Source organism: Butyricimonas sp. Marseille-P2440 (assembly GCF_900091675.1).
Taxonomy (GTDB): Bacteria; Bacteroidota; Bacteroidia; order Bacteroidales; family Marinifilaceae; genus Butyricimonas; species Butyricimonas synergistica.
The window spans coordinates 144,171-164,143 of the sequence record NZ_LT594606.1; the positions used below are offsets into that span (position 1 = coordinate 144,171).

At 47.0% G+C, this 19,973-nt stretch carries 14 protein-coding genes; 10 read left to right on the plus strand and 4 right to left on the minus strand.

Annotation, left to right across the window (positions count from 1 at the left end; translation table 11 throughout):
* Positions 1 to 57 precede the first annotated feature (57 nt).
* Positions 58 to 1,380, plus strand: a complete 1,323-nt coding sequence (locus BN8899_RS00660) for a UDP-glucose dehydrogenase family protein (RefSeq protein ID WP_018338697.1) — start codon at positions 58 to 60, stop codon at positions 1,378 to 1,380.
* Positions 1,381 to 2,289 (plus strand): diacylglycerol/lipid kinase family protein, encoded by a 909-nt coding sequence (locus BN8899_RS00665; protein WP_018338698.1) that lies wholly within the window; start codon positions 1,381 to 1,383, stop codon positions 2,287 to 2,289. It abuts the gene before it with no gap.
* A 4-nt stretch (positions 2,290 to 2,293) separates the two neighbouring features.
* Here the strand turns inward: BN8899_RS00665 and BN8899_RS00670 are convergent, their stop codons facing one another.
* The gene (locus BN8899_RS00670; RefSeq protein WP_018338699.1) at positions 2,294 to 2,776 is read right to left on the minus strand and encodes an Lrp/AsnC ligand binding domain-containing protein; all 483 of its coding nucleotides are present in this window, start codon (positions 2,774 to 2,776) and stop codon (positions 2,294 to 2,296) included.
* Positions 2,777 to 2,787: 11 nt separating this feature from the next.
* Complete coding sequence (locus BN8899_RS00675) at positions 2,788 to 3,411, minus strand: hypothetical protein (protein ID WP_018338700.1); 624 nt, start codon at positions 3,409 to 3,411, stop codon at positions 2,788 to 2,790.
* Between the two features lie 149 nt (positions 3,412 to 3,560).
* Here BN8899_RS00675 and BN8899_RS00680 point away from each other — a divergent pair, with 149 nt between their 5' ends.
* The gene (locus BN8899_RS00680; RefSeq protein ID WP_231932224.1) at positions 3,561 to 5,135 is read left to right on the plus strand and encodes an alkaline phosphatase family protein; all 1,575 of its coding nucleotides are present in this window, start codon (positions 3,561 to 3,563) and stop codon (positions 5,133 to 5,135) included.
* 179 nt (positions 5,136 to 5,314) lie between these two features.
* Here the strand turns inward: BN8899_RS00680 and gldE are convergent, their stop codons facing one another.
* The gene (gene gldE, locus BN8899_RS00685; RefSeq protein ID WP_065217896.1) at positions 5,315 to 6,622 is read right to left on the minus strand and encodes a gliding motility-associated protein GldE; all 1,308 of its coding nucleotides are present in this window, start codon (positions 6,620 to 6,622) and stop codon (positions 5,315 to 5,317) included.
* A gap of 135 nt (positions 6,623 to 6,757) precedes the next feature.
* A complete protein-coding gene (locus BN8899_RS00690; RefSeq protein ID WP_018338703.1) occupies positions 6,758 to 7,174 on the minus strand; it encodes a single-stranded DNA-binding protein in 417 nt (138 codons plus the stop codon).
* 679 nt (positions 7,175 to 7,853) lie between these two features.
* Here BN8899_RS00690 and BN8899_RS00695 point away from each other — a divergent pair.
* From BN8899_RS00695 to BN8899_RS00725, 7 genes are all read left to right on the plus strand, one after another.
* Positions 7,854 to 9,716 carry an AAA family ATPase gene (locus BN8899_RS00695; RefSeq protein WP_065217897.1) on the plus strand — a complete coding sequence of 621 codons (1,863 nt, stop codon included), beginning with the start codon at positions 7,854 to 7,856 and terminating at the stop codon, positions 9,714 to 9,716.
* A 584-nt stretch (positions 9,717 to 10,300) separates the two neighbouring features.
* A complete protein-coding gene (locus BN8899_RS00700; protein ID WP_065217898.1) occupies positions 10,301 to 10,882 on the plus strand; it encodes a DUF3575 domain-containing protein in 582 nt (193 codons plus the stop codon).
* Between the two features lie 12 nt (positions 10,883 to 10,894).
* Positions 10,895 to 12,328 (plus strand): DUF3868 domain-containing protein, encoded by a 1,434-nt coding sequence (locus tag BN8899_RS00705; RefSeq protein ID WP_082986860.1) that lies wholly within the window; start codon positions 10,895 to 10,897, stop codon positions 12,326 to 12,328.
* 39 nt (positions 12,329 to 12,367) lie between these two features.
* Positions 12,368 to 14,515 carry an Mfa1 family fimbria major subunit gene (locus tag BN8899_RS00710; protein WP_065217899.1) on the plus strand — a complete coding sequence of 716 codons (2,148 nt, stop codon included), beginning with the start codon at positions 12,368 to 12,370 and terminating at the stop codon, positions 14,513 to 14,515.
* Between the two features lie 10 nt (positions 14,516 to 14,525).
* Entirely contained in the window at positions 14,526 to 15,572 is a 1,047-nt protein-coding gene (locus BN8899_RS00715) for a FimB/Mfa2 family fimbrial subunit (RefSeq protein ID WP_065217900.1), read from the plus strand.
* Between the two features lie 11 nt (positions 15,573 to 15,583).
* Positions 15,584 to 16,864 (plus strand): hypothetical protein, encoded by a 1,281-nt coding sequence (locus BN8899_RS00720; RefSeq protein ID WP_065217901.1) that lies wholly within the window; start codon positions 15,584 to 15,586, stop codon positions 16,862 to 16,864.
* On the plus strand, positions 16,861 to 19,968 hold the full coding sequence (locus BN8899_RS00725; RefSeq protein WP_065217902.1) for a DUF4906 domain-containing protein: 3,108 nt from the start codon (positions 16,861 to 16,863) through the stop codon (positions 19,966 to 19,968). The genes BN8899_RS00720 and BN8899_RS00725 overlap by 4 nt, the downstream gene beginning before the upstream one ends.
* The last annotated feature ends 5 nt before the right edge of the window (positions 19,969 to 19,973 follow it).

Genomic DNA, 19,973 nt, shown 5'->3' on the forward strand with positions numbered 1-19,973 from the left:
TTTTAATTTATATTTTTGCGAATATAAAACAAGGCAAAAAAAAGCGGAGAATTTATTATGAGAATAGCTGTTGTTGGAACCGGTTACGTGGGACTTGTGTCCGGAACGTGTTTAGCAGAAACGGGGGTGACCGTTACTTGCGTCGATGTGAATCGTGCCAAGATCGATTTATTGAATAACGGGGGAATGCCGATATACGAGCCGGGGCTGGCGGAATTGGTCACCCGGAACCGGGAAGACGGACGACTCTTTTTTACAACTTCATTGCGGGAAGGGCTGAAGGATGCGGATGCCGTGTTTATTGCCGTGGGTACGCCGCCCGACGAGGACGGAAGTGCCGATTTGCATTACGTGTTGGATGTTGCCCGTGAAATAGGGGAGATAATCAACGACTATATCGTGGTCGTGACCAAATCCACCGTGCCCGTGGGTACGAATTATAAGGTGAAGGCGACAATCAAGGCTGCTTTGGACAAGAGAGGGGTGGACGTGCCGTTTGATGTGGCTTCCAATCCCGAGTTCCTGAAAGAAGGCGATGCCGTGAACGATTTTATCTCACCGGACAGAGTGGTGATCGGGGTCGAGAGCGATCGGGCAAAACACGTGATGGAGCGCTTGTATCATGCGTTTATTTTGAATAATACGCCTATTTATTTCATGGATATATTGTCGGCAGAGATGACGAAATATGCCGCCAATTCAATGCTTGCTACCCGCATCTCTTTCATGAATGACATTGCAAACCTGTGCGAGATTGTCGGGGCTGACGTGGAAGCCGTGAAGAAAGGCATCGGCAGCGATAGCCGTATCGGGAAGAAATTCCTGAATGCCGGTTGCGGTTACGGCGGTTCCTGTTTCCCGAAAGACGTGAAAGCATTGATCCGCACGGGCGACGAGCACGGGCATAGCTTGGAATTGCTGAAAGCCGTGGAACGGGTGAACGAGAATCAGAAAAGCGTACTATTCCAGAAGATAACTTCCCATTTCGGGAAAGATTTGCAGGGAAAGCGTTTTGCTATGTGGGGATTGGCTTTCAAGCCCGGAACGGACGACATGAGGGAAGCCCCTTCATTGGTTTTGATAGACAAATTGCTGGAAGCGGGTGCCGTGGTTCGGGCTTTTGATCCCGTTGCCGTGGAAGAATGTAAAAGACGGATTGGCGACCGGATAGAGTATGCCGAAACAATGTATGATGCCCTGGAAGGTGCGGATGCTTTGATTGTTGTGACGGAGTGGGCGGAATTCAAGATACCAAAGTTTACCTTTATCGAGAAAGCCTTGAAACACAAGATTATATTTGATGGAAGAAACATCTACAGTCCCGACCAGATGCGTGAATTCGGATACGTGTATTACGGGATAGGAAGAAAGACGAAATAAATGGCTCATTATCGAATATTATTTATCGTGAACCCGATTTCGGGATTTGGCTTGGGGTGGGAGATCCCTTACCGCATTCGGCATATTGCTGCCTACAAGCATATCGAGTATAATATTCGATTCACGGAATATGCCGGGCATGCCAAGGAAATCGTGGAGCAGGCTAAGAGTCAGAATTATACGCATATCGTTGCGGCGGGCGGTGACGGTACGGTGAATGAGATCGGCACGGCGCTCATGGGAACGGGTATTGCTTTCGGGGTGATTTCCTTGGGTAGCGGTAACGGTTTTGCCCGCCATTTGGGGTTCTCCCAGATGATGACAAAGGCGCTGAAGCAGATATTGAAAAGCGAAACGACGAATATCGACGTGGTCGAGATAAACGGGCATTATTCATTGAACGTGAGCGGATTCGGCTTTGATGCCGAGGTGGCTCATTTCTTTAGTACGATGAAAATTAGAGGGATATTCTCGTATATCTATTCTATCGTGCGGATGTGGTTCCGGTATCCCGGTAAACGTTATCGTTTCCATGTGAACGGGAAAACGTGGGAGGAAGAATGTTTCGTGTTGAGCGTGGCGAACAGTTCCCAGTACGGGAATAATGCGTCCATTGCCCCGAAAGCCTCACTACGTGACGGGTTGGTGGATATATGTATATTGAAACGTCCCAAGTATTACCAGATTCCCCGGTTTCTGTATTGTTTCATGAATTCTAAGATTGCCCGCCTTTCTTATTTTCGTGAAATACAATGCACGGAAGCATTGATTGAAGGAGAGTTGTCAAAAGCCCATATCGACGGCGATCCTTATACTCTCGAGCCTCCCGTGACTGTGAAAGTACATCCGGGAGTGCTGAAAGTAATAGCCCCGAAATTATCTTATAAGAAAAGTAAGGGGACGGTTTAGGAATTTATTCTGATGCTCTCGAGGATGCCACTGTGATTTGCCGGTCAATCAGTTCATCGAGTGAAATGAAAGTTTCGGTTTTAGCTATACCCGGAATATTCTGAAGCGTATTGATTAGAATGTCCATCAAATGTTGGTGATCGTTACATCTCAATTTAAGCAGGAAAGTAAAGCCTCCCGTGATAAAATGGCACTCCATGACTTCCGGTATGCTCTCTATTTCTTTCACGACGGTTTTGTACGTGTGGGCGTGATCAAGGACTACCCCGATGAAAGCGCATACGCCGAAGCCTAGGGCAGCCGGTTTCACGATGAAGCGCGAGCCTTCGATGATCCCTGCGTCTTCCATTTTCTTCACCCGTTGGTGGATTGCCGCACCGGAAATGCCGCATTCCCGTGCTATTTCAAGGAAAGGGACCCTGGCATTTTCCACCAAGTGGGATAATATTTTTCGATCTACATCGTCTATTTGATATTTTACGCTCATGTTTTTCTTTTTTACCTGTTAAAACTCAACACGCTATACAATTGTTTCCTTTGCTTGTAATATTGCCATCCGTCTTCATTCGTGATCGTGCGGATGACTCCGTCGATCAGATTGTTGAAGATCGTTCCGAAGTCGAATACTTCCGGGGGATATATTTCCCGGTTATGAATATCGTTGAGTTTGGCGATGTACATACGGGCAACCATTTCGCTGGACACGTCATTCTTGTACATTCCTTGTTGCATTCCTTTCTCGATATTGATCTTTATCTTCTCGAAAATAAAGTCTGAACGCCGTTGTTTGTGTTGTTCAAAGATATCCGGAAATTTCTCGGCTAGTTTGAACGAAACAGAAGGCGACACGTTAAAATAACGGTCATGAATCTCGTTTCCTACCAGTAACAGAATATCTATCGCGTTCCACCCGTCAAAATCGTATTCCTCGAATATTTTCTCGAATGCAACACGTTCTTGTTCAAAGATGCAGTTGGCGATGTCTTCCATTCCAGAGAAATTCTCATTGATCTCTTCCAGAGAAGTTCCCATTTCCTTCAATTTTTCGTCCGAGAGTTCCGTTCCGTAACGAAAAACGTAATTCCTCAATTTGTCTGTTAATAGACACTTCTTCTCAGTCATAATGGGTATGGTTGTTTATAGTTTCTTGCCGTAAAGATACGAAACAATTAAGAATTGAAAGAATTTTAGATTGTAAATTATCATATTCTGATTATTTTTGCAGGAATACTGAAAATTTGAAACTTCGATAGATAATGAAAATAATTGCCGTGAAAAAGTTGATATTGATAGGATTTGCGCTTTTTGCTATGCAGGGAGCGTTTGCCGAAGGGAATAAGCCGAAATTGGTCGTGGGGATTGTGGTAAGCCATTTCTACCCCGAGTGGTTGGACATGTATGGGGACGAGTTGTCCGATAACGGGTTGAAACGGCTGATAGAACAAGGTACGCGGGTGGAAGCGAATTATAATTATATGTACACGCAGACGGGCGTGGACCACGCTTCGATTTACACGGGAATGTTGCCCGCGGAACACGGCATCGTGTCACGTGCGTGGTATGACCGCTTGCGGCGGAAACGGCAGTTCGCCACACGTTCCGAGCGATATACCGAGACCGGGGAACAACAGGCGGATAGCATCAAAAGCCTGGCGCCCGATTATTTGCAGGCAATGAGCCTGGGAAGTGCCATGAAGATGGCCAATTCTTTGTCCCGGGTGTTTAGCATCGCGATGAACGGCGACGAGGCGGTGTTAAGCGGGGGCTCAAGTGCGGATATGGCGATCTGGTTTAGCGAGAAAACGGGCAAATGGGTATCGTCAACTTATTATAAACCCGAATTACCCGACTGGTTGCGGGCTTATAACACGTGGGGAGATAGCGAAACTTTCGTGAATAAAGGATGGATGATGCTTTCCGACGAGGATAAATCTTCGGCACGAATTCGATTACGCAACCATTTTTATTACGATATTGCCCGGGCGAAAAGGGAATACAATACTTACCGGGTGTTGAAGGCCACGCCGTACGGTAACACGCTCGTGCGGACGTTAGCCGAGAGGTTGATAGATGCGGAACGCCTGGGTGAAGATAGCGATCCCGATCTGCTGGCGTTAAATTTCTCTTGTCTGGATTATATGTATCGTGACTTTACTATTGATTCGGAGGAGGAGAAAGATATGCTGGTCCGTTTGGATTTAGATATTGCCGTTCTGATGAAAAAATTGGATGCTAAAGTGGGGAAGGGTAATTACACGGTGTTCCTGACTTTTTCCGAGATGAGGGAGTTGATGCCGGAGGATTTGCAGAAGATAAAAGTTAATTCCGATTATTTCAGTATTTTCCGGGCTGTAGCCTTGTTGAAATCTTATCTGGCATTGGTATATGGTCCCGGCGACTGGATTGTTGATTACGACCAGGGACAAATTTATTTGAACCGGGAATTGATTGAAGAACGGAAGCTGGACGTGAAGGAGATGCAGGATAAGGTTGCCGATTTTATGATCGAGTTCGAGGGCGTGGCGAAGGTCATGACAGCCTATTCGTTGACACACACGTCTTTCCCGGAGGGAATGAACCGGTTGGTGCAAAATTCTTTTTCGCGTAAACGTAGCGGGGATGTCCTTTTTTGTATTCACCCGACCTGGGTGTCCGAGTTGAAAGAGATAGAGGATATGTATTTCCGTTATAGCAGGCGTTCAGTCGTACCGCTTTACCTGTACGGGGCGGGAGTGAAACCGGGCGTGCAAGAAAACGGCATGATGATGTCCGACTTGTTGCCCACGTTGTGTGAGATACTGGGTATCCCGGTTCCTTACACGGCACACGGGAAGCCTGTAAAGTGAAGGTGTGTCAAAACACACCTTCTGGTCCATAAGGTCCATAAAGTCGAACCTTCGGTTCTGAAAGTTTATAAAGTCAAATATTACGCAAGATATTGTTTGTCAATACAATTCATTTGCAATTTTGTAATATTTCGACCTTACGACTTTACGGACTTTTCGATTTTATGGACTAGAAGGTGTCAAAACACACCTTCGGTGTTCTTGTACTGAATTTTCTTGATCCGGCGGTTGTCGACTTCAAGGATTTTGAATTGATGATCCCTGTAAGCAATCACTTCGTCCTTTTTGGGTAGTTCGCCTTTCAACTCGAGAATGAGCCCGGCTAGCGTGTCGGCGTCTCCTTCCACTTCCTGGAAGGTGTCCTCGGCGATGTCCGTGATCTTGTAGAAATCGTTCAACAGGGTGGAAGCTTCGAAAATGTATGCCCCGTTCTTGTCGCGAGTGTAGACGATTTCCTGTTCGTCGTACTCGTCGTTAATGTCGCCCACGATTTCCTCTATAATATCTTCCATGGTGACAATTCCGGTCGTCCCTCCGTACTCGTCCACGACAATAGCTAAGTGAACTTTCTTCACCTGAAATTCTTCCAGAAGGTCATTGATTTTTTTGGTTTCGGGCACGAAGTATGCTTGGCGTATCAAGGTCTGCCATTTGAACTCGTCGGTTTCATCCAAGTGTTGCAGCAAGTCCTTCACGTAGAGAATACCGATGATGTTATCCAGGTTTTCCTCGTACACGGGCATTCGTGAATAGCCATGTTCCGCGATGATCTCTTTTACCTGTTTGTAAGTGGATTGCGAGTCAATGGCGATTACGTTGATGCGGGGACGGATGATGTCCACCGCATCGATGTTGCCGAAGCGGACAATGCCTTCCAGGATATCTTTTTCCTCGTTGATAGCTGTATCTTTGGTTAATTCGAGAGCTTTGGAAAGTTGGTCGATGGAGATTCCGTCTTTTTTGTCCAGGCGTTTCCGGATGATCGAGGTCGAACCGATCAAAAGGGCGGATAACGGGCGGAATACATGGGACAGGAATGTCAAGGGACCTGCCATGAAAATCACCATGTTGAGGCGTGAGCGGTTGGCGTAGAGTTTAGGGATGATTTCCCCCACAAGCAAGATCACGAAGGTGACCACGATGACCTGAATGACGAAACCGAGTACCGGGTAGGTCGAGAAGTCAAACAGGGAATTGACCAGGTAGGTGGAGATCACCACGATTGCCACGTTGACAAAATTGTTGGATATCAATATCGTCGCAAGCAATCTCTCCGGCTTCTCGTGTAGGTTACGGGCTTTCGTGTAACCTTTGTCTTCCAGATATTTTAATTGCGAGGGAGAGAGCGAGAAGTATGCTACCTCCGACCCAGAAACCAGTGCAGAGCACAATAGTAAGAACAATAATATAATACAAAAAATTAAATCAATGAGGGTGAAGTCACCCGTGAATATCTGTCCCGCTAGGGGAATATAATCTGCGTCCAAAATTTAAATAATTGGTTAAACTTAAATCGCCGAAAGGTACGTATAAAAACTAAAAGTAACAACGAATGGGTTCATAAAGTTTATAAAGTTCATCATTTGCTTTATAAACTTTATGAACGTAACGAACTTTATAAATTAAAACGGTAGATCGTCATTGTCATCGTTGCTTGGACTCAAGTCCGGGGCTTGTGGCATGGGGGAGTCTTGGGGACGTTCGTTGCTATCTTGTTTGCGGGACAGCATTTGGAGGTTATCCCCGTAAATCTCGGTCGTGTAGCGTTTCACTCCGTTTTGGTCGTCCCACGAGCGGGTTCTGATGCGTCCCTCTATGTATAGCATCATGCCTTTTTTCACGTATTTTTCCGCGATTTGGGCTAGATTGCGCCAAAGGACGATATTGTGCCATTCGGTTTGCGTCACGCGTTCCCCGTTCTTGTTATTGTACACTTCCGACGTGGCAAGGCTGAATCGAGCCACGGCAACGCCCCCGTCGAGGTATCTTACATCGGGATCTCCCCCGACATTTCCGATTAGAATGACTTTGTTTACCATATATCAATGAGCATGGGTTAAAATTTTTCACAAATTACGGAATATTTTCGGAGAATCAAAAATAAATTTCGTGAATTATATTCTGGTATGTCACTTCCCCTCTTGTTTATCTTTTCTTCATCCCAAGCCTGCCGTTACGCTACCCCATGAACCAATCACGAACCAATCATGAACGTAGCATAGACGTCCGTTTGCGTTCATGTTACGTTCATGATTGGTTTATATTTGGTTTTTGGGGGCGAGCAGGGGGAAAGAAAGGGTGATGTAAAGTGAGATTAGGGGTGTGAAATGAAGCTTCCTTTTTGTTGAGATGTTTTCTTGATAAAATCGTTTTTTTTGTTATAATCAAAAATTCTTTTGTAATTTCGCGTAACAATGGATGGCGGCTCTTTGCGCCGTGATTCGTGTTTTACAGTTTAATTATTTCATTTTTTAATATGAAGCATCTACATCCTACTGGAAAATCTTTCGGCGGTGCGGCTCTCCCGGGCAGCATGAAGATGTGGTGCGCATAGTTTCCCACTGACGATTTTCGACCGCGGCTAGAAAATGGCAGCCACAGGTGCGTTCTCACGTGCCCGCTAGGTTTGCTGTCGGAGAGTTCTTTGACATATTGGTAGTGATTCCAGGGGGAGATTTTTAGATTATGAAATGAATTGTATAACTTAAACTGTAAAATATGAATAGAACAAACCCATTAATATTATCTGTACTCCAGTTATGGGCTTATGGCCCTGATAGTGAAGTCGCAAACGAATACCCGGCAATCGAGTTGTTTGATATGCGCCATGATTTCCCGATGGCCCTGACTCAATCGGGGATGGCCGTGTTGCTTACATTCTTAAACGGGCGTAATCATTCTTTAGATTCATTTGTCGGCATTAGGCGTTCGGTTGCGATTGTTATTGTAGATGCTACCGAAGAATGCGTGATGAGTGCGACTCAAATTCGCGTTAATATTCCGCGGAACAGGCTCGCGGGTGTATTTCGAGCCGACCTTCCTTTTGCTTATCCTAATATTAAAACCGATCACACCTACAAGGTGATGGTGCGTGACGTCTCGAGCGGACAGATGCTAGGAGAATCCTTTTTTCACATGTATGATCCTCTAGTCTTGGGCAAGGAGCCGCACCTTTGGTATACGGCAGACGAGGGTGGAGTTGTCCCCCAGTTCGACTATGGCATGTGTAAATCTGTCAATAGCGAGGATATGGAGCTTGTCTGGGTAAGGTTCAACCTTGTATCTCATTTCAAGGACGAGCCTTGCCTTGTCCCCGAGGTGGAGGTCAGGGTTTACTTGCCGAATGGAAAAATTGAATCCAGATTTTTTCGTCCGGAATGTGACGACTATGATATGCGCGAGTATCATGTCACAATGCCTGTCCACGTGAACTGCGATAATCGAGGTATTTGCTACGCAGAACTTTTATGCATGGATTACGCTATTGCTGGATTTGTGTTCAGCACGAATGGCCCCACCGAATCCGGAGCATGGGAGGGTAAGGAACTTGCTTGTCTTGACGAGTACACGCTCGAGGAATGTGTAAATCGTTTCCGGTTATGTCTCCAGGACGAAGTTGTTGATGCTGGCGAGGAGGACAATGATAACGAGGATCGCGTGGAGGTCGATGATGAAGAGGCCGAGAGCGGTTGTCTCCCCGGGCTGGTGCAACCTGCGGACGAATCGTTGTTGGCTCCCCTGGAAGATCTGATCGGTCTTAAGACGGTAAAAGAGAAATTGTTCGTTTACGAGAAAGTGGTGCGTTTTAATAAAATGCGCGAAGAGTGCGGTTTGCCTGTAATATCAACATCGCTTCACGCTATGTTTCTCGGTTCCCCGGGAACGGGAAAAACAACCGTCGCGAAGATGATGGGAGCCATGCTCGCGAAGGCGGGGATGCTTTCCCGTGGCCATGTTATCACGAGGGAACGGGCAACACTCCTGGGACCTAACTATAGCATGGAGGAAACCAATACTCTGAAAGCCATAGAAGAAGCCCAAGGAGGAGTCCTGCTGATCGATGAGGCGTATCAATTATTTCAGCAGAGTGACCCGCACGATCCGGGAAAATTTGTTATCGAGACACTGATGACGGCGCTTGCAGATGAAGCGCGGCGAGATTGGATGTTGATTCTTGCCGGTTATCCTGACGAGATGAAGCGGATGTTTGACATGAATCCGGGGCTTAAATCCCGGATCCCAGATTCTAATATTTATGTTTTTGACGATTTTTCGGAGTCGGAACTTATGGAAATCGCAGAACGTTACTTCGAACGCCATCAATATTCGCTCTCGCCTGACGCCCGTGTAGCTTTGGCTCAAAGACTCGGTTTTGACTATTCTCAACGGGATAAGGGTTTTGGCAACGCCCGTTATGTCGTGAACATGATACAGACAGAGATTCTTCCGGCTATGGCTGTCCGTGTCGTTTCTGCGGGTTCGGGTGAGGCTCAGGCATTACACGAGATTCAGTCCCGTGATATTCCACTGCCGGTAAGTCCGGTACGTGCGACCCGCCCTCGGATAGGTTTTTGTGCTTGATAATTGTTTATCGCAAATCTTTCTTGAGCATTTTTTCATTTCTCAAAATTAAGCGATTACAACTTTGTGGATATAAGACTTAAGATAATTTTCGTTCATATCAATAAACGATCGTTTATTGCGCTACAAATATACAGCATTTTTGTTTATCGCAAATCTTTCAAACAATAATTTTTGTTTCTCGCAACTAGATATTTAGTTTTTTTAAGCAAGCACTTGCGAGTACTCCTTTTGGCCATATCATAAAACGATCGTTTTTTGGATATATGAGATGTTGTTTATTGTAACAGTTTTGACATGAGCGAGGAGAAGAAAATACACCGATATGTTGTTTACATGCGAATGGGTGGAATTGTCCTGCACAAGCCTCCTGGCAAAAAAAACTTGGAAGGATAAAAGGTTGTATGAACAGTTTTTCCTTGATGAGTGGGTCTTTTGTGAAGCGTGTGTTGCAACAGCCGATCTGGAAATTGGTAGGAAAGGAATATGAGAAAACGGTGGATAATTACTTCTCACCCGGGAAATAGGTGTGTTCCCCGGGTGAAGAGAATGATAAGACAAATGTATTGTAACGGATAAAAGATATGAAACTTAGATTAATTATCACGGTGGTTTTGTTGGCGCTGTTCTCGGGCGCCAAGGCCCAGAAGGTGGCGGTCAAGACCAACTTGGTTTCGGATGTTCTCCTTTCGCCCAGTTTAGGGGTGGAGGTAGGGCTGGCGCCGCGTTGGACCGTTGATGTCAAGGGGCAGCTTAATGCCTGGACATTGTCGCACGACAGGAGATGGAGGCATTGGCTTTTGCAACCCGAGATGCGGTATTGGTTCTGTGACCGATTTACAGGTCATTTCCTTGGTGCACACGTGCACGGCGGACAGTATAACATCGGGGGATTCAACGGGCGTCTTCATTTTCTGGGCACCGATGCGCGGAAGTTGCAGGGAGTCCGCTATCAAGGCTGGTTCGCCGGGTTCGGGGTGGCTTACGGTTACGCCTGGATCCTGGGGCGGCACTGGAACCTGGAAGCGGAGTTCGGTTTCGGCTATTCCTACACCCGCTATGACAAATTCCCGTGTGCCGTGTGCGGGGAGAAGATCGCGAGGGGCAAGTCGCATCATTATGTGGGGCCCACCAGAGTGGCGGTCAATTTAGTTTACCTGTTTTAAAGCGCGATGAAGATGAAAAGGATGATATTCATAGTGGCAACCCTGCTGGGGTTGGGAAGCCTGCTGGGGGCAGAGGCCCAGGAGGTAAAAGAGAGCACGCCCGGGGTATCCGTCAGCCGTTTCAAGGTGGAACGGAACGGCAAGTACCTCACGGTGGAGATGGAGATGGACCTGACGGGACTCGAGGTGGAATCGAACCGGGCAGTATTGCTCACGCCCCGTCTGGTCAAGGGAACGGATTCGCTCGACCTGCCGTCGGTGGGGATTTACGGGCGCCGTCGGTATTTTTATTACGTGAGAAATGGCGTGAGCACGATCTCGGGCGAGAGTGAAACGGCTTTCCGGGCATCCGGGAAACCGGACAATATAGATTACAACCGCTCCGTCCTGTACGAGGAGTGGATGGACGGGGCGATGCTCAAACTGCATCGCGGCGACTGGGGATGTTGCCACGAGATCGTGGCGGAACACGACGATACGCTGGGACGGCACGACGAGGCGTTCTTCCCGGAACTGGTGTTCGTGCGCCCGGAAGCCGAAGTGATGAAAAGCCGCTCGCTGTCGGGTTCGGCGTTTATTGACTTCCCGGTAGACAAGACGGAGATTTACCCCGACTACCGCCGCAACACGGAGGAGTTGGGCAAGATCGAGGCAAGCATCGATTCGGTGCGGGGGGACAAGGACGTGACCATCGTGTCGGTGTGGCTCAAGGGGTACGCTTCGCCCGAGAGCCCGTATGCGCACAACCGGGACTTGGCGATAGGGCGTACCCGGTCGCTCAAGGAGCATATCCGGAAACTGTATGATTTCCCCGAAGAGATCATTACCACGGCGCACGAGCCGGAGGATTGGGAAGGGTTGCGGCGGTACGTGGAGAACTCCAATCTTGACCACCGGGCGGAGATCCTCGCGATGATCGACAGCGACATGGATCCGGACGCGAAGGAGGCGAAAATCAAGCGGACGTACCCGGAAGAGTACCGCTTCCTGTTGCAACATTGCTACCCGGCGTTGCGCCACACGGATTACCGTATCGACTATAACATACGCCGCTACAGCGACGTGGAGGAGATCAAACGCGTGCTGGCGGAACGGCCTCGGAATCTGAGCCTGAACGAGTTCTATCTCGTGGCGAGGATGTACGAACCGGGCTCGCCGGAGTTTACCGACGTGTTTGAAACGGCGGTGCGGATGTTCCCGGACGACGAGATCGCCAACCTGAACGCCGCGAATGCCGCCATGCGCCACGGTGACCACGAGTCTACCCGCCGCTATCTCGAGAAAGCGGGCGATTCGCCGGAAGCCGTTTATGCGCGGGGTGCCCTCGCCATACGCGAGAAGGATTACAAGCGTGCGGTGACGTTCCTGGAAAAAGCCCGGGAGATGGGGCTCGAGAAGGCTGCCACCACCTTGAAGGAGTTGAAGGAAAGAAAATTCATGGAATAAATACAAGGAGTAATTAAATAAATTTTAAATGTCCACATTATGAAAAAAGGAAAATTATTTCAATTTGTTGCAACCGCACTTGCATTGGCGTTTGCTGGTTGCAGCCATGATACCTTGACCGGTGACGATCCGGAGGGGGATCAGAATGGCTCAAAAGACGCCGTTTACATGAACGTGACGGTACAACTGCCCGTGGCTGGAGGAATGGGGTCGAGGAGTAAAACCAATACCGGTACTAATGGTGACTATGGAACGAGTACAAGCGGTACTGAAATCGGTCAGGATCACGAAAATGTCGTGAATACCGTTCTGCTGGTACTGGCTGAAAAAGGGACGAATAAATTTATCGCCTGCGGTACACAAAACGGATTTGCTACTCCGAGTGACGGCAAAATCAATACGGTTCAATCTATTGAGAAAACAGCACTGGCAAGCTATTATACAGCTAATGGCACAAATGGTACATTAAATGAAGGCAAAGAAAAAATTAACGTGTACGTGTTCTGTAATCCCACACAACGGTTACAAAAGAAACTTACTGACTTGAAATATGGTGTTGATTGGATTGATGAAAAGGGACAAGTTATAGAGAATGCAGATGGTACGTATCCCAATTCTAGTACGCAAGATGGAGGAGCTGTCTGGGGTGGTTCTGACCACAAGCAAGGTTTTTTGATGGCTACCGCCAAATCAAATGATATCGAGAAAGGAATACCCAAAACATTGTCCGGATGGGATAACCACAATACGGCAGAAAAAGCCTTTGATTTAACTGGAAAGAATTACTCGGGGGCTTCGGATGAGATTGATAATGGCACGTTTAATAGTGTTTCCGTGGGTGCCATCGACGTGGAACGTACCGTGGCTCGTTTCGATTTCAAAGACGGAAGTCCTTTAGCTCCGACAACTCCCCGCACCTACAATGTGGTGAAATATAAGGATGCGAGTGATGCGGAGCAAACCCTTATCCAAATTGAATTGACGAAAATGGCTTTGGTAAACATGAGTAAGGAGTTCTATTATCTTCGTCGCGTGTCAGATAACGGTTTGGATAAAGATGAAGGTTTTCCAGAAAATAATACAAACCATTTCGCTTATTGCGGAGTTGAGACGTCTTCCAATTACGTGGTAGATACCGATCTGGATTTTAAAAAGACAGCAAATTTGAAAACTCTTTCGAATAGTAATTTTGCTGATCATTTCAATTTCTGTTTGGGTGATGCTACGGGTGACAAGTGGACTATTAATGAAACGGCACGCGGGCAATGGTACACGTCAAAAATTTCAGATGTACTTAACGGTTTAGATGATAAAGATGAGAATTGGAATGCTCCTAATAAAGAAGGGTATAAAATCTGGCGTTATGCAATCGAGAATACCATTCCGACTCCTACTGGCAATCAACGGCATGGAATTACTACAGGTGTTGTGTTTAAAGGTAAAATGAAAGTTCCGGAGGCATTAAAAGATAACGAAAAATACGGGGAGTTGTATAAAACTATAAATAATGTAGGCGATGTACTTGAGGGAAATCCAGATAAAGACCCGATTTTATACGCTCATAGTGGTAATTTGTATTTAACTTGGAAAGAAGTACGTGCAACTGCCATCGAGAATAAAGAGTCGTATCCGGCGTTCTATACTGCAGTATTCGGTACGGTCAATGAGGATGAGAGTAAGCAGCCTAAAGCGGAAAAAGGAAAAAAAGGAGAAGAGGGTTATGAGGCTCCTGTTTATAGTGATGATGAGGAGAGTGCTGATTATTGGTGGGCAAAATGGCAGGATGCTTCGGAGCTTACATCTGAAGAAAAAGAAGATGCTCGTGTGAAGTTCAAAAAAATTGCAACGAGCGAGAGTGTTGAGTTTACCCTTTACCAGTCCAGTGTGGAAAAAGATGATAAGGGGACTGTAATAGATAAGGGGTACTATTGTTATTACTACTATTGGAATCGTCACAACGATAACGATAATGCAACCACCATGGGAGCCATGGAATTTGCTGTAGTACGTAATAACGTGTATAAATTGGCTGTTACTGATATTAGCCAACTGGGGCATCCTCGTATCTCGGAGAATGATCCGGATCCGGAAGATCCTAATAATCCGGACGAAGAAGGCAAGATCTATTTTAAACTCTCTGTCGAGGTATTGCCTTGGGTAGTTCGCGTGAATAATATTGAATTCTAAGAGGAGACCCATGCGAAGTAGCAAACGAAATATTATATCAAGACTCGTGGGTGCGGCGTTGTGCGTCGCATCCATGGGGCTTGCTTTTTCGTCGTGCGAACTCATCAATGAAGACCTTGACCCGTGCCCGCACGGCGTATCGCTGCGATTTATCTACGAGTACAATATGGAGTATGCCAACGCGTTCCACAAGCAAGTGGATTGTCTGACACTCTATATCTATGACGAAGATGACAACCTCGTGGACACGCGGGTGGTGACTGGGGCGGAACTACAGGACGAGAATTACCGGATGGTGCTGGACCTCGAGGAGGGGAATTACCATTTCGCGGCATACGGGGGTATGGCGTGCGAACGGAGTTCTTTCTCGCCGGTGGAAACTCCCGTGAAGGGCAGCAAGCGGACCGACTTGAAAGTCATGCTGGATGCCGACTGCCTTACCAAGCCCGAACGGCGAGAGCTGCACGATATGTTCTGGGGTGAACTTGCCCTCGGGACCACCGACCTTTACAACGAGGGAACGGTGAAGATGATGAAGAATACCAACAGCATACGCGTCGTGCTGCAACAAGAGAACGGGGGAACGGTCAACGCTGACGACTTCGACTTCGAGATTATTGACGATAACGTCCTGTTCGGGTATGACAACGACCTGATACACGATGCCGTTTTGTTCCCCGAGGGGGAAACCGTAACCTACATTCCCTGGGCGAAGGGACAGGCACAGACGGGAGTCGCTATCGTGGGTCCCGACGAGGTGGTGCCCCAACCCGTGGAAGTGGCGTACGCCGAACTGAGTACCTCGCGGTTGATGATGAAGAACAACCCGCGCCTGCTGGTGAAAAACCACGAGACCGGGAAGACGGTGATAGATTTCCCGCTGAAGCGCTACTTGTTGTTGCTCCGTGGCGAGCGTTACAAGATGGGCGACCAGGAGTACCTGGACCGCGAAAGCCGTTGGACGTTGTTTTTCTTCTTGAGGAGTAACGATATTTGGTTGAATACGCGCATCGTGGTGAACGACTGGGTGGTGCGTATTAATGACGTAGAATGGTGACAGACTGAAAAATGAAACTGAAGCATCGACATATCATCAGCATAATTCTTCTGCTTTGCGGTTTGCTGGGATTCACCTCGTGCAACAAGGAGTCCTTCAAACTGTCTCGTGAAGAGGGAGAAGAAAAGGATAACAGCGTGTTTCTCACGTTCCATGCTGACGTGGCGGGAGGTTTTTCCCGCGCGGGTGAGGGTGAAGAGGGCGCTGACGAGAAGATCAGGCAGTTGCTGATCGTGATCGTGTCGAAAGAACCGGGGAATGACGGCAAGTGGGTGGTGGAACACAACCGCCTGGTAAAAGGTGCTTCAACCGGGATCCCGTTGACTGACGGGTACGCCTTCAAGGTGGAAGCCGGTCGCCAAAAGAGAATTTACCTGATTGCCAACCACAGGAACTTGAAAGACACGGGTGGAAATCCGTTTGACTTCACTAACCCGGCGTTCCTCCCGGATGAATCCGGAAAAGTACCAGTGGAGGCATACGTCTTCAAGCCCGATTACAAGCCCGGTGATGACGGCATACCCATGACCGCCGTGTACGATATCACGGTACCGGACAGGGAAAATATCACAAACGATGAATATGAATTAGGATACACGCTGTACGTGGTGCGGGCTGCCACCAAATTCTCGTTCAATTTCATCAACAAGTCGGCACAGAGGACGATTTCCGTGACCGGCATTGACATCGAGAGCGTGATAACCGACCCAATGTACTTGATGCCCCACGTGAACAAGAATGCCGGGGGGCACTATTGGGTGGTCGATCATGAAGAAGCATCCAACCTCACGGGCAAAGACTGGATAGATTGGATGGTAGAGGAAGCGGAAAAAACGGAAACAGCCCAATATCAATGGCTGACCGACTACGAGGTGCCAACGGAAGCTACTCCTGAAAAAGTTTCTCACGAGTTTGCTCCCTCGCTGGAGATGGCGGCAATGACAGGCAACATGCCTTCTGTGGCAGCTGCCGACGCTATTTACCTGCCGGAGAGCAAGACCGTGAAAAGCGGAGCAGACAACACCTTGGGATTACAGGAATACAACGTGACTATTCACACGACAGAAAATTCGGGTTACCAAAGCACGAAAGCAATATATACTTCCACGTTGCCACGTCTTGGTTCGCTTTTCCGTAACACGCACGTGAAGGTAAATATTGTGTTTAACGACTACACCCTTGAGTGGCAAGTTGACGTGGAACCGTACTGGGGTGTAACATTGGATCCTATATTCGGTTTGGACGACCCTAAAGAAGAAACGAACGAATCCGAGAAATCGCAACAGATATGAAACGTAAGATAACCATATATACCCTCTTGTGTCTGCTGTTTGTCGGCACATTTTCTTGCAGGGACGATTTGTACATTGACGATGAAAGAATAGGTGAAGGAGAGTGCGTGATCAGTGGAACCATGAAGTTCAAACCTTTTACTCCCACCTTGAACGGGAACTCGCGTTCTGCCGGGGATGCCATAAAGGCAATTGAAAGTTTATGCGTGTTATTATATGATGAAGGGGAAAATTTGGTAAATAAATATCTGATTAATGACTATACTATTTCAGATCCAGATCCCGAGAGAACAGGAGAGAATGTTGCGGAATCCAGTACACCGCGTGCTACATTCCAGTTGACGATACCTTACGGGAAGTATTATATCTATGCGGTGGCCAACATGGGGGACTTATCCGATTATCGAGATAGTATTCAAACCGTGAAAGGATTGAAAAATATTCCTTTACAATGGGACGAGAAAAATGTAAGTGCCAATAACCAGATGTTTGGTCACTTCTTCTCGGAAGCTGAAACCGCGAGTGACGATAACAAGGCTCCGTTAGTGACTATTAACAAAAATGGCTTAAAACTGCAAGCGTGGGTACGCCGGGCGGCATCAAAGGTGACCGTGGCGTATGACGGCACGAACCTAAAAGACGGTGTTTCCATATATATTATGGCTGTATCTATAAAGGATATACCCAGATCATGCTTGTTGGGGACAAAGAACACACCCGATCACGTTGATTCGCTGATACGCGATGGTGAAATAATAAAATATTTCGAGGGTGATGTTCAGCCTGGTTTGGACAATTTCATAACCGATTATAAGGCTGTTGTTTCTAAAAAAGAACCAATATATGGGTCAGATCATTCAGAAACTGCTGAAGCTCTTTTCTTTTACGAGAATATGCAGGGAGCAGGAGAAGATATGCCCGACAAGCAGCAGGATGCAAACAATGATGGGAAACTTGATTATCCCGGACTGCCGGGCGACGATACTTACCGGTTGAAAGATGATGTACCCTGTGGCACATACATCGAGGTTGATGCGATTTACCGCTCAGAGAATACGGAGCGTCCGGGAGTCGGGATTATAAAATACCGTTTCATGCTTGGCAAGAATATAACTACTGACTACAATGCGGAGCGCAACCACCACTACAAACTGACCTTGAAATTCAACAATTTTGCCAATGATTATGATTGGCACATAGAATACAAGGAGCAAGTCCTTGAAGTGACCGAACCTAAAGTGATGAATTACCAGGGAAAGGTTTTCATTCCGGAATACCGCCCGGGAACTGCCAATTATAATTATGGACATCATTTCGAGGATAACACCATCATGGTCACCAGTTATATAGAGAATAGCGAAGGCAAAATGGTGAACTGGGAGATAGAATATGATGAAGATGGCGACGGGGTTTATACCAAGGAGTGCAGTTGGCTTGAGCCTGTCATTACAGATGGTTACCTCCCTTATATAAAGAATATTTCGTTTAAAGTTACCCCTAATAAGGAGGAAATAGATATAGACAAGTTGCTTCAAGATGCACCACAGAAGGGTACGGAGGCTGCTCCTTACAATCTGGCAAACCCAGGAGAAACAGTTGCTCCTGCCAATGCAAAGATAAAATGCACGGCCAACTGCTATATAGTAGATGCTCCGGGTTACTATATTTTACCGTTGGTGTATGGTAACGCCTATCATAACTTTCAGCCAAACGAAAATGCCTATACATACACCGGCAGTTACACGGGAGATCAAATCCTTCCGAAATTTAAGGATTATTTGGGAAGAGAAATAACAAATCCTTTCATTAAAGGTACCACAGCGGAATATACTCCCCTAAGTGCGTTCTTGATATGGCAGGACGAGAATAATTTGATTCCATATACTGTTTGGAACCCGACCGCAGACATAAAATATCTTCCTGATGCCTACGAAGGCAAAGGTGGAATCTTGTTTCGCATTGAAAAAAGTAATATAAAGCAAGGAAACGCCGTGATAGGAGTTAGTACCGGTACGAAAGAGGTCGGTACCACAACTATTCCTTCTGTCATGTGGAGCTGGCACATCTGGGTGACTAATTTCAGTTACCTTGAAGAGGATGATAAAAACATCGAAGTCACCAGTCATGACCCTTCCCAAAAGTTTAAACTTCTACCGGTGAATCTGGGCTGGTGTTCCGGCCACGGCGATAAAATAAAATATTATAAGGCACGAAAGTGTAAGGTGAAGGTTACTGCCGGTGCGAAAGAAAAGGTTATAGAACTTGAACAGAAATCGCACATAGCCTTTACACGTGGCGACAATCCATATTACCAATGGGGACGTAAAGATCCTTTCGTCGGTGCGACAGGAAATGTACAAAATAAGCGACGGTATTATTCTGTTGATTGGCCTGATGATGCGAATCCTCCTATGCTCTCTGCAACTACCACACCCGATGGAGAGCGCTATACCACCCGAGGTGCTATAGATGCGGGTGTGCTCATACAAAATCCGCATAAGTGGCATAATCCACGGCGTAAAGTGAACACTGGTACGGGTTATCCTTACTTGAGCGACAATGAGATATACCGCAATTTATGGCAAGGTCGAATCGAAGTTCAACCCGGTTCGCCCAGCCTCAAGACTATCTATGACCCATGTCCGGTTGGCTATCAGGTACCTCACTATACTGCAGTTTCCGGCTTTACCACTACGGGAGATAACACCAACACACCTTTCGAGTGGTATGACGTGCGGGTTGAAAATATTGCGGATTATGATGCGGCTACCGGGACATGCGGGGAAAACGGGATATATTCAAAAGGTTTGTACGAATTTTATACCAATCCCGACAAACTTCAGTCAATCATATTCCCGGAGACAGGCTATCGTGACTGGGATGATAATGTATGTGCATATCAAGTTGACATAAATGCTCCTATCGGCTATATATGGACAGCGGGAAATAAGCAGGGTGATGATAATAACTCGTATAACTTCGAGTTTGCGCGTAAAGACAATGGAGGTGCAAGTTATATTCGCCCGAGAAACTTCTTCTATCCCTGTGACGGTTTTCCGATACGTCCCTGTGTTTATGATACACATAGTACAAGTACGCCTTAATTCTT

What these genes read in the sequence shown, in the direction of transcription:
- BN8899_RS00720 (WP_065217901.1), top strand. Translation starts at nt 15,584, where the DNA reads ATGAAACTGAAGCATCGACATATCATCAGCATAATTCTTCTGCTTTGC.
- BN8899_RS00725 (WP_065217902.1), top strand. Translation starts at nt 16,861, where the DNA reads ATGAAACGTAAGATAACCATATATACCCTCTTGTGTCTGCTGTTTGTC.
- BN8899_RS00710 (WP_065217899.1), top strand. Translation starts at nt 12,368, where the DNA reads ATGAAAAAAGGAAAATTATTTCAATTTGTTGCAACCGCACTTGCATTG.
- BN8899_RS00700 (WP_065217898.1), top strand. Translation starts at nt 10,301, where the DNA reads ATGAAACTTAGATTAATTATCACGGTGGTTTTGTTGGCGCTGTTCTCG.
- BN8899_RS00660 (WP_018338697.1), top strand. Translation starts at nt 58, where the DNA reads ATGAGAATAGCTGTTGTTGGAACCGGTTACGTGGGACTTGTGTCCGGA.
- BN8899_RS00715 (WP_065217900.1), top strand. Translation starts at nt 14,526, where the DNA reads ATGCGAAGTAGCAAACGAAATATTATATCAAGACTCGTGGGTGCGGCG.
- BN8899_RS00665 (WP_018338698.1), top strand. Translation starts at nt 1,381, where the DNA reads ATGGCTCATTATCGAATATTATTTATCGTGAACCCGATTTCGGGATTT.
- BN8899_RS00695 (WP_065217897.1), top strand. Translation starts at nt 7,854, where the DNA reads ATGAATAGAACAAACCCATTAATATTATCTGTACTCCAGTTATGGGCT.
- BN8899_RS00690 (WP_018338703.1), bottom strand. Translation starts at nt 7,174, where the DNA reads ATGGTAAACAAAGTCATTCTAATCGGAAATGTCGGGGGAGATCCCGAT.
- BN8899_RS00670 (WP_018338699.1), bottom strand. Translation starts at nt 2,776, where the DNA reads ATGAGCGTAAAATATCAAATAGACGATGTAGATCGAAAAATATTATCC.
- BN8899_RS00705 (WP_082986860.1), top strand. Translation starts at nt 10,895, where the DNA reads ATGAAAAGGATGATATTCATAGTGGCAACCCTGCTGGGGTTGGGAAGC.
- BN8899_RS00675 (WP_018338700.1), bottom strand. Translation starts at nt 3,411, where the DNA reads ATGACTGAGAAGAAGTGTCTATTAACAGACAAATTGAGGAATTACGTT.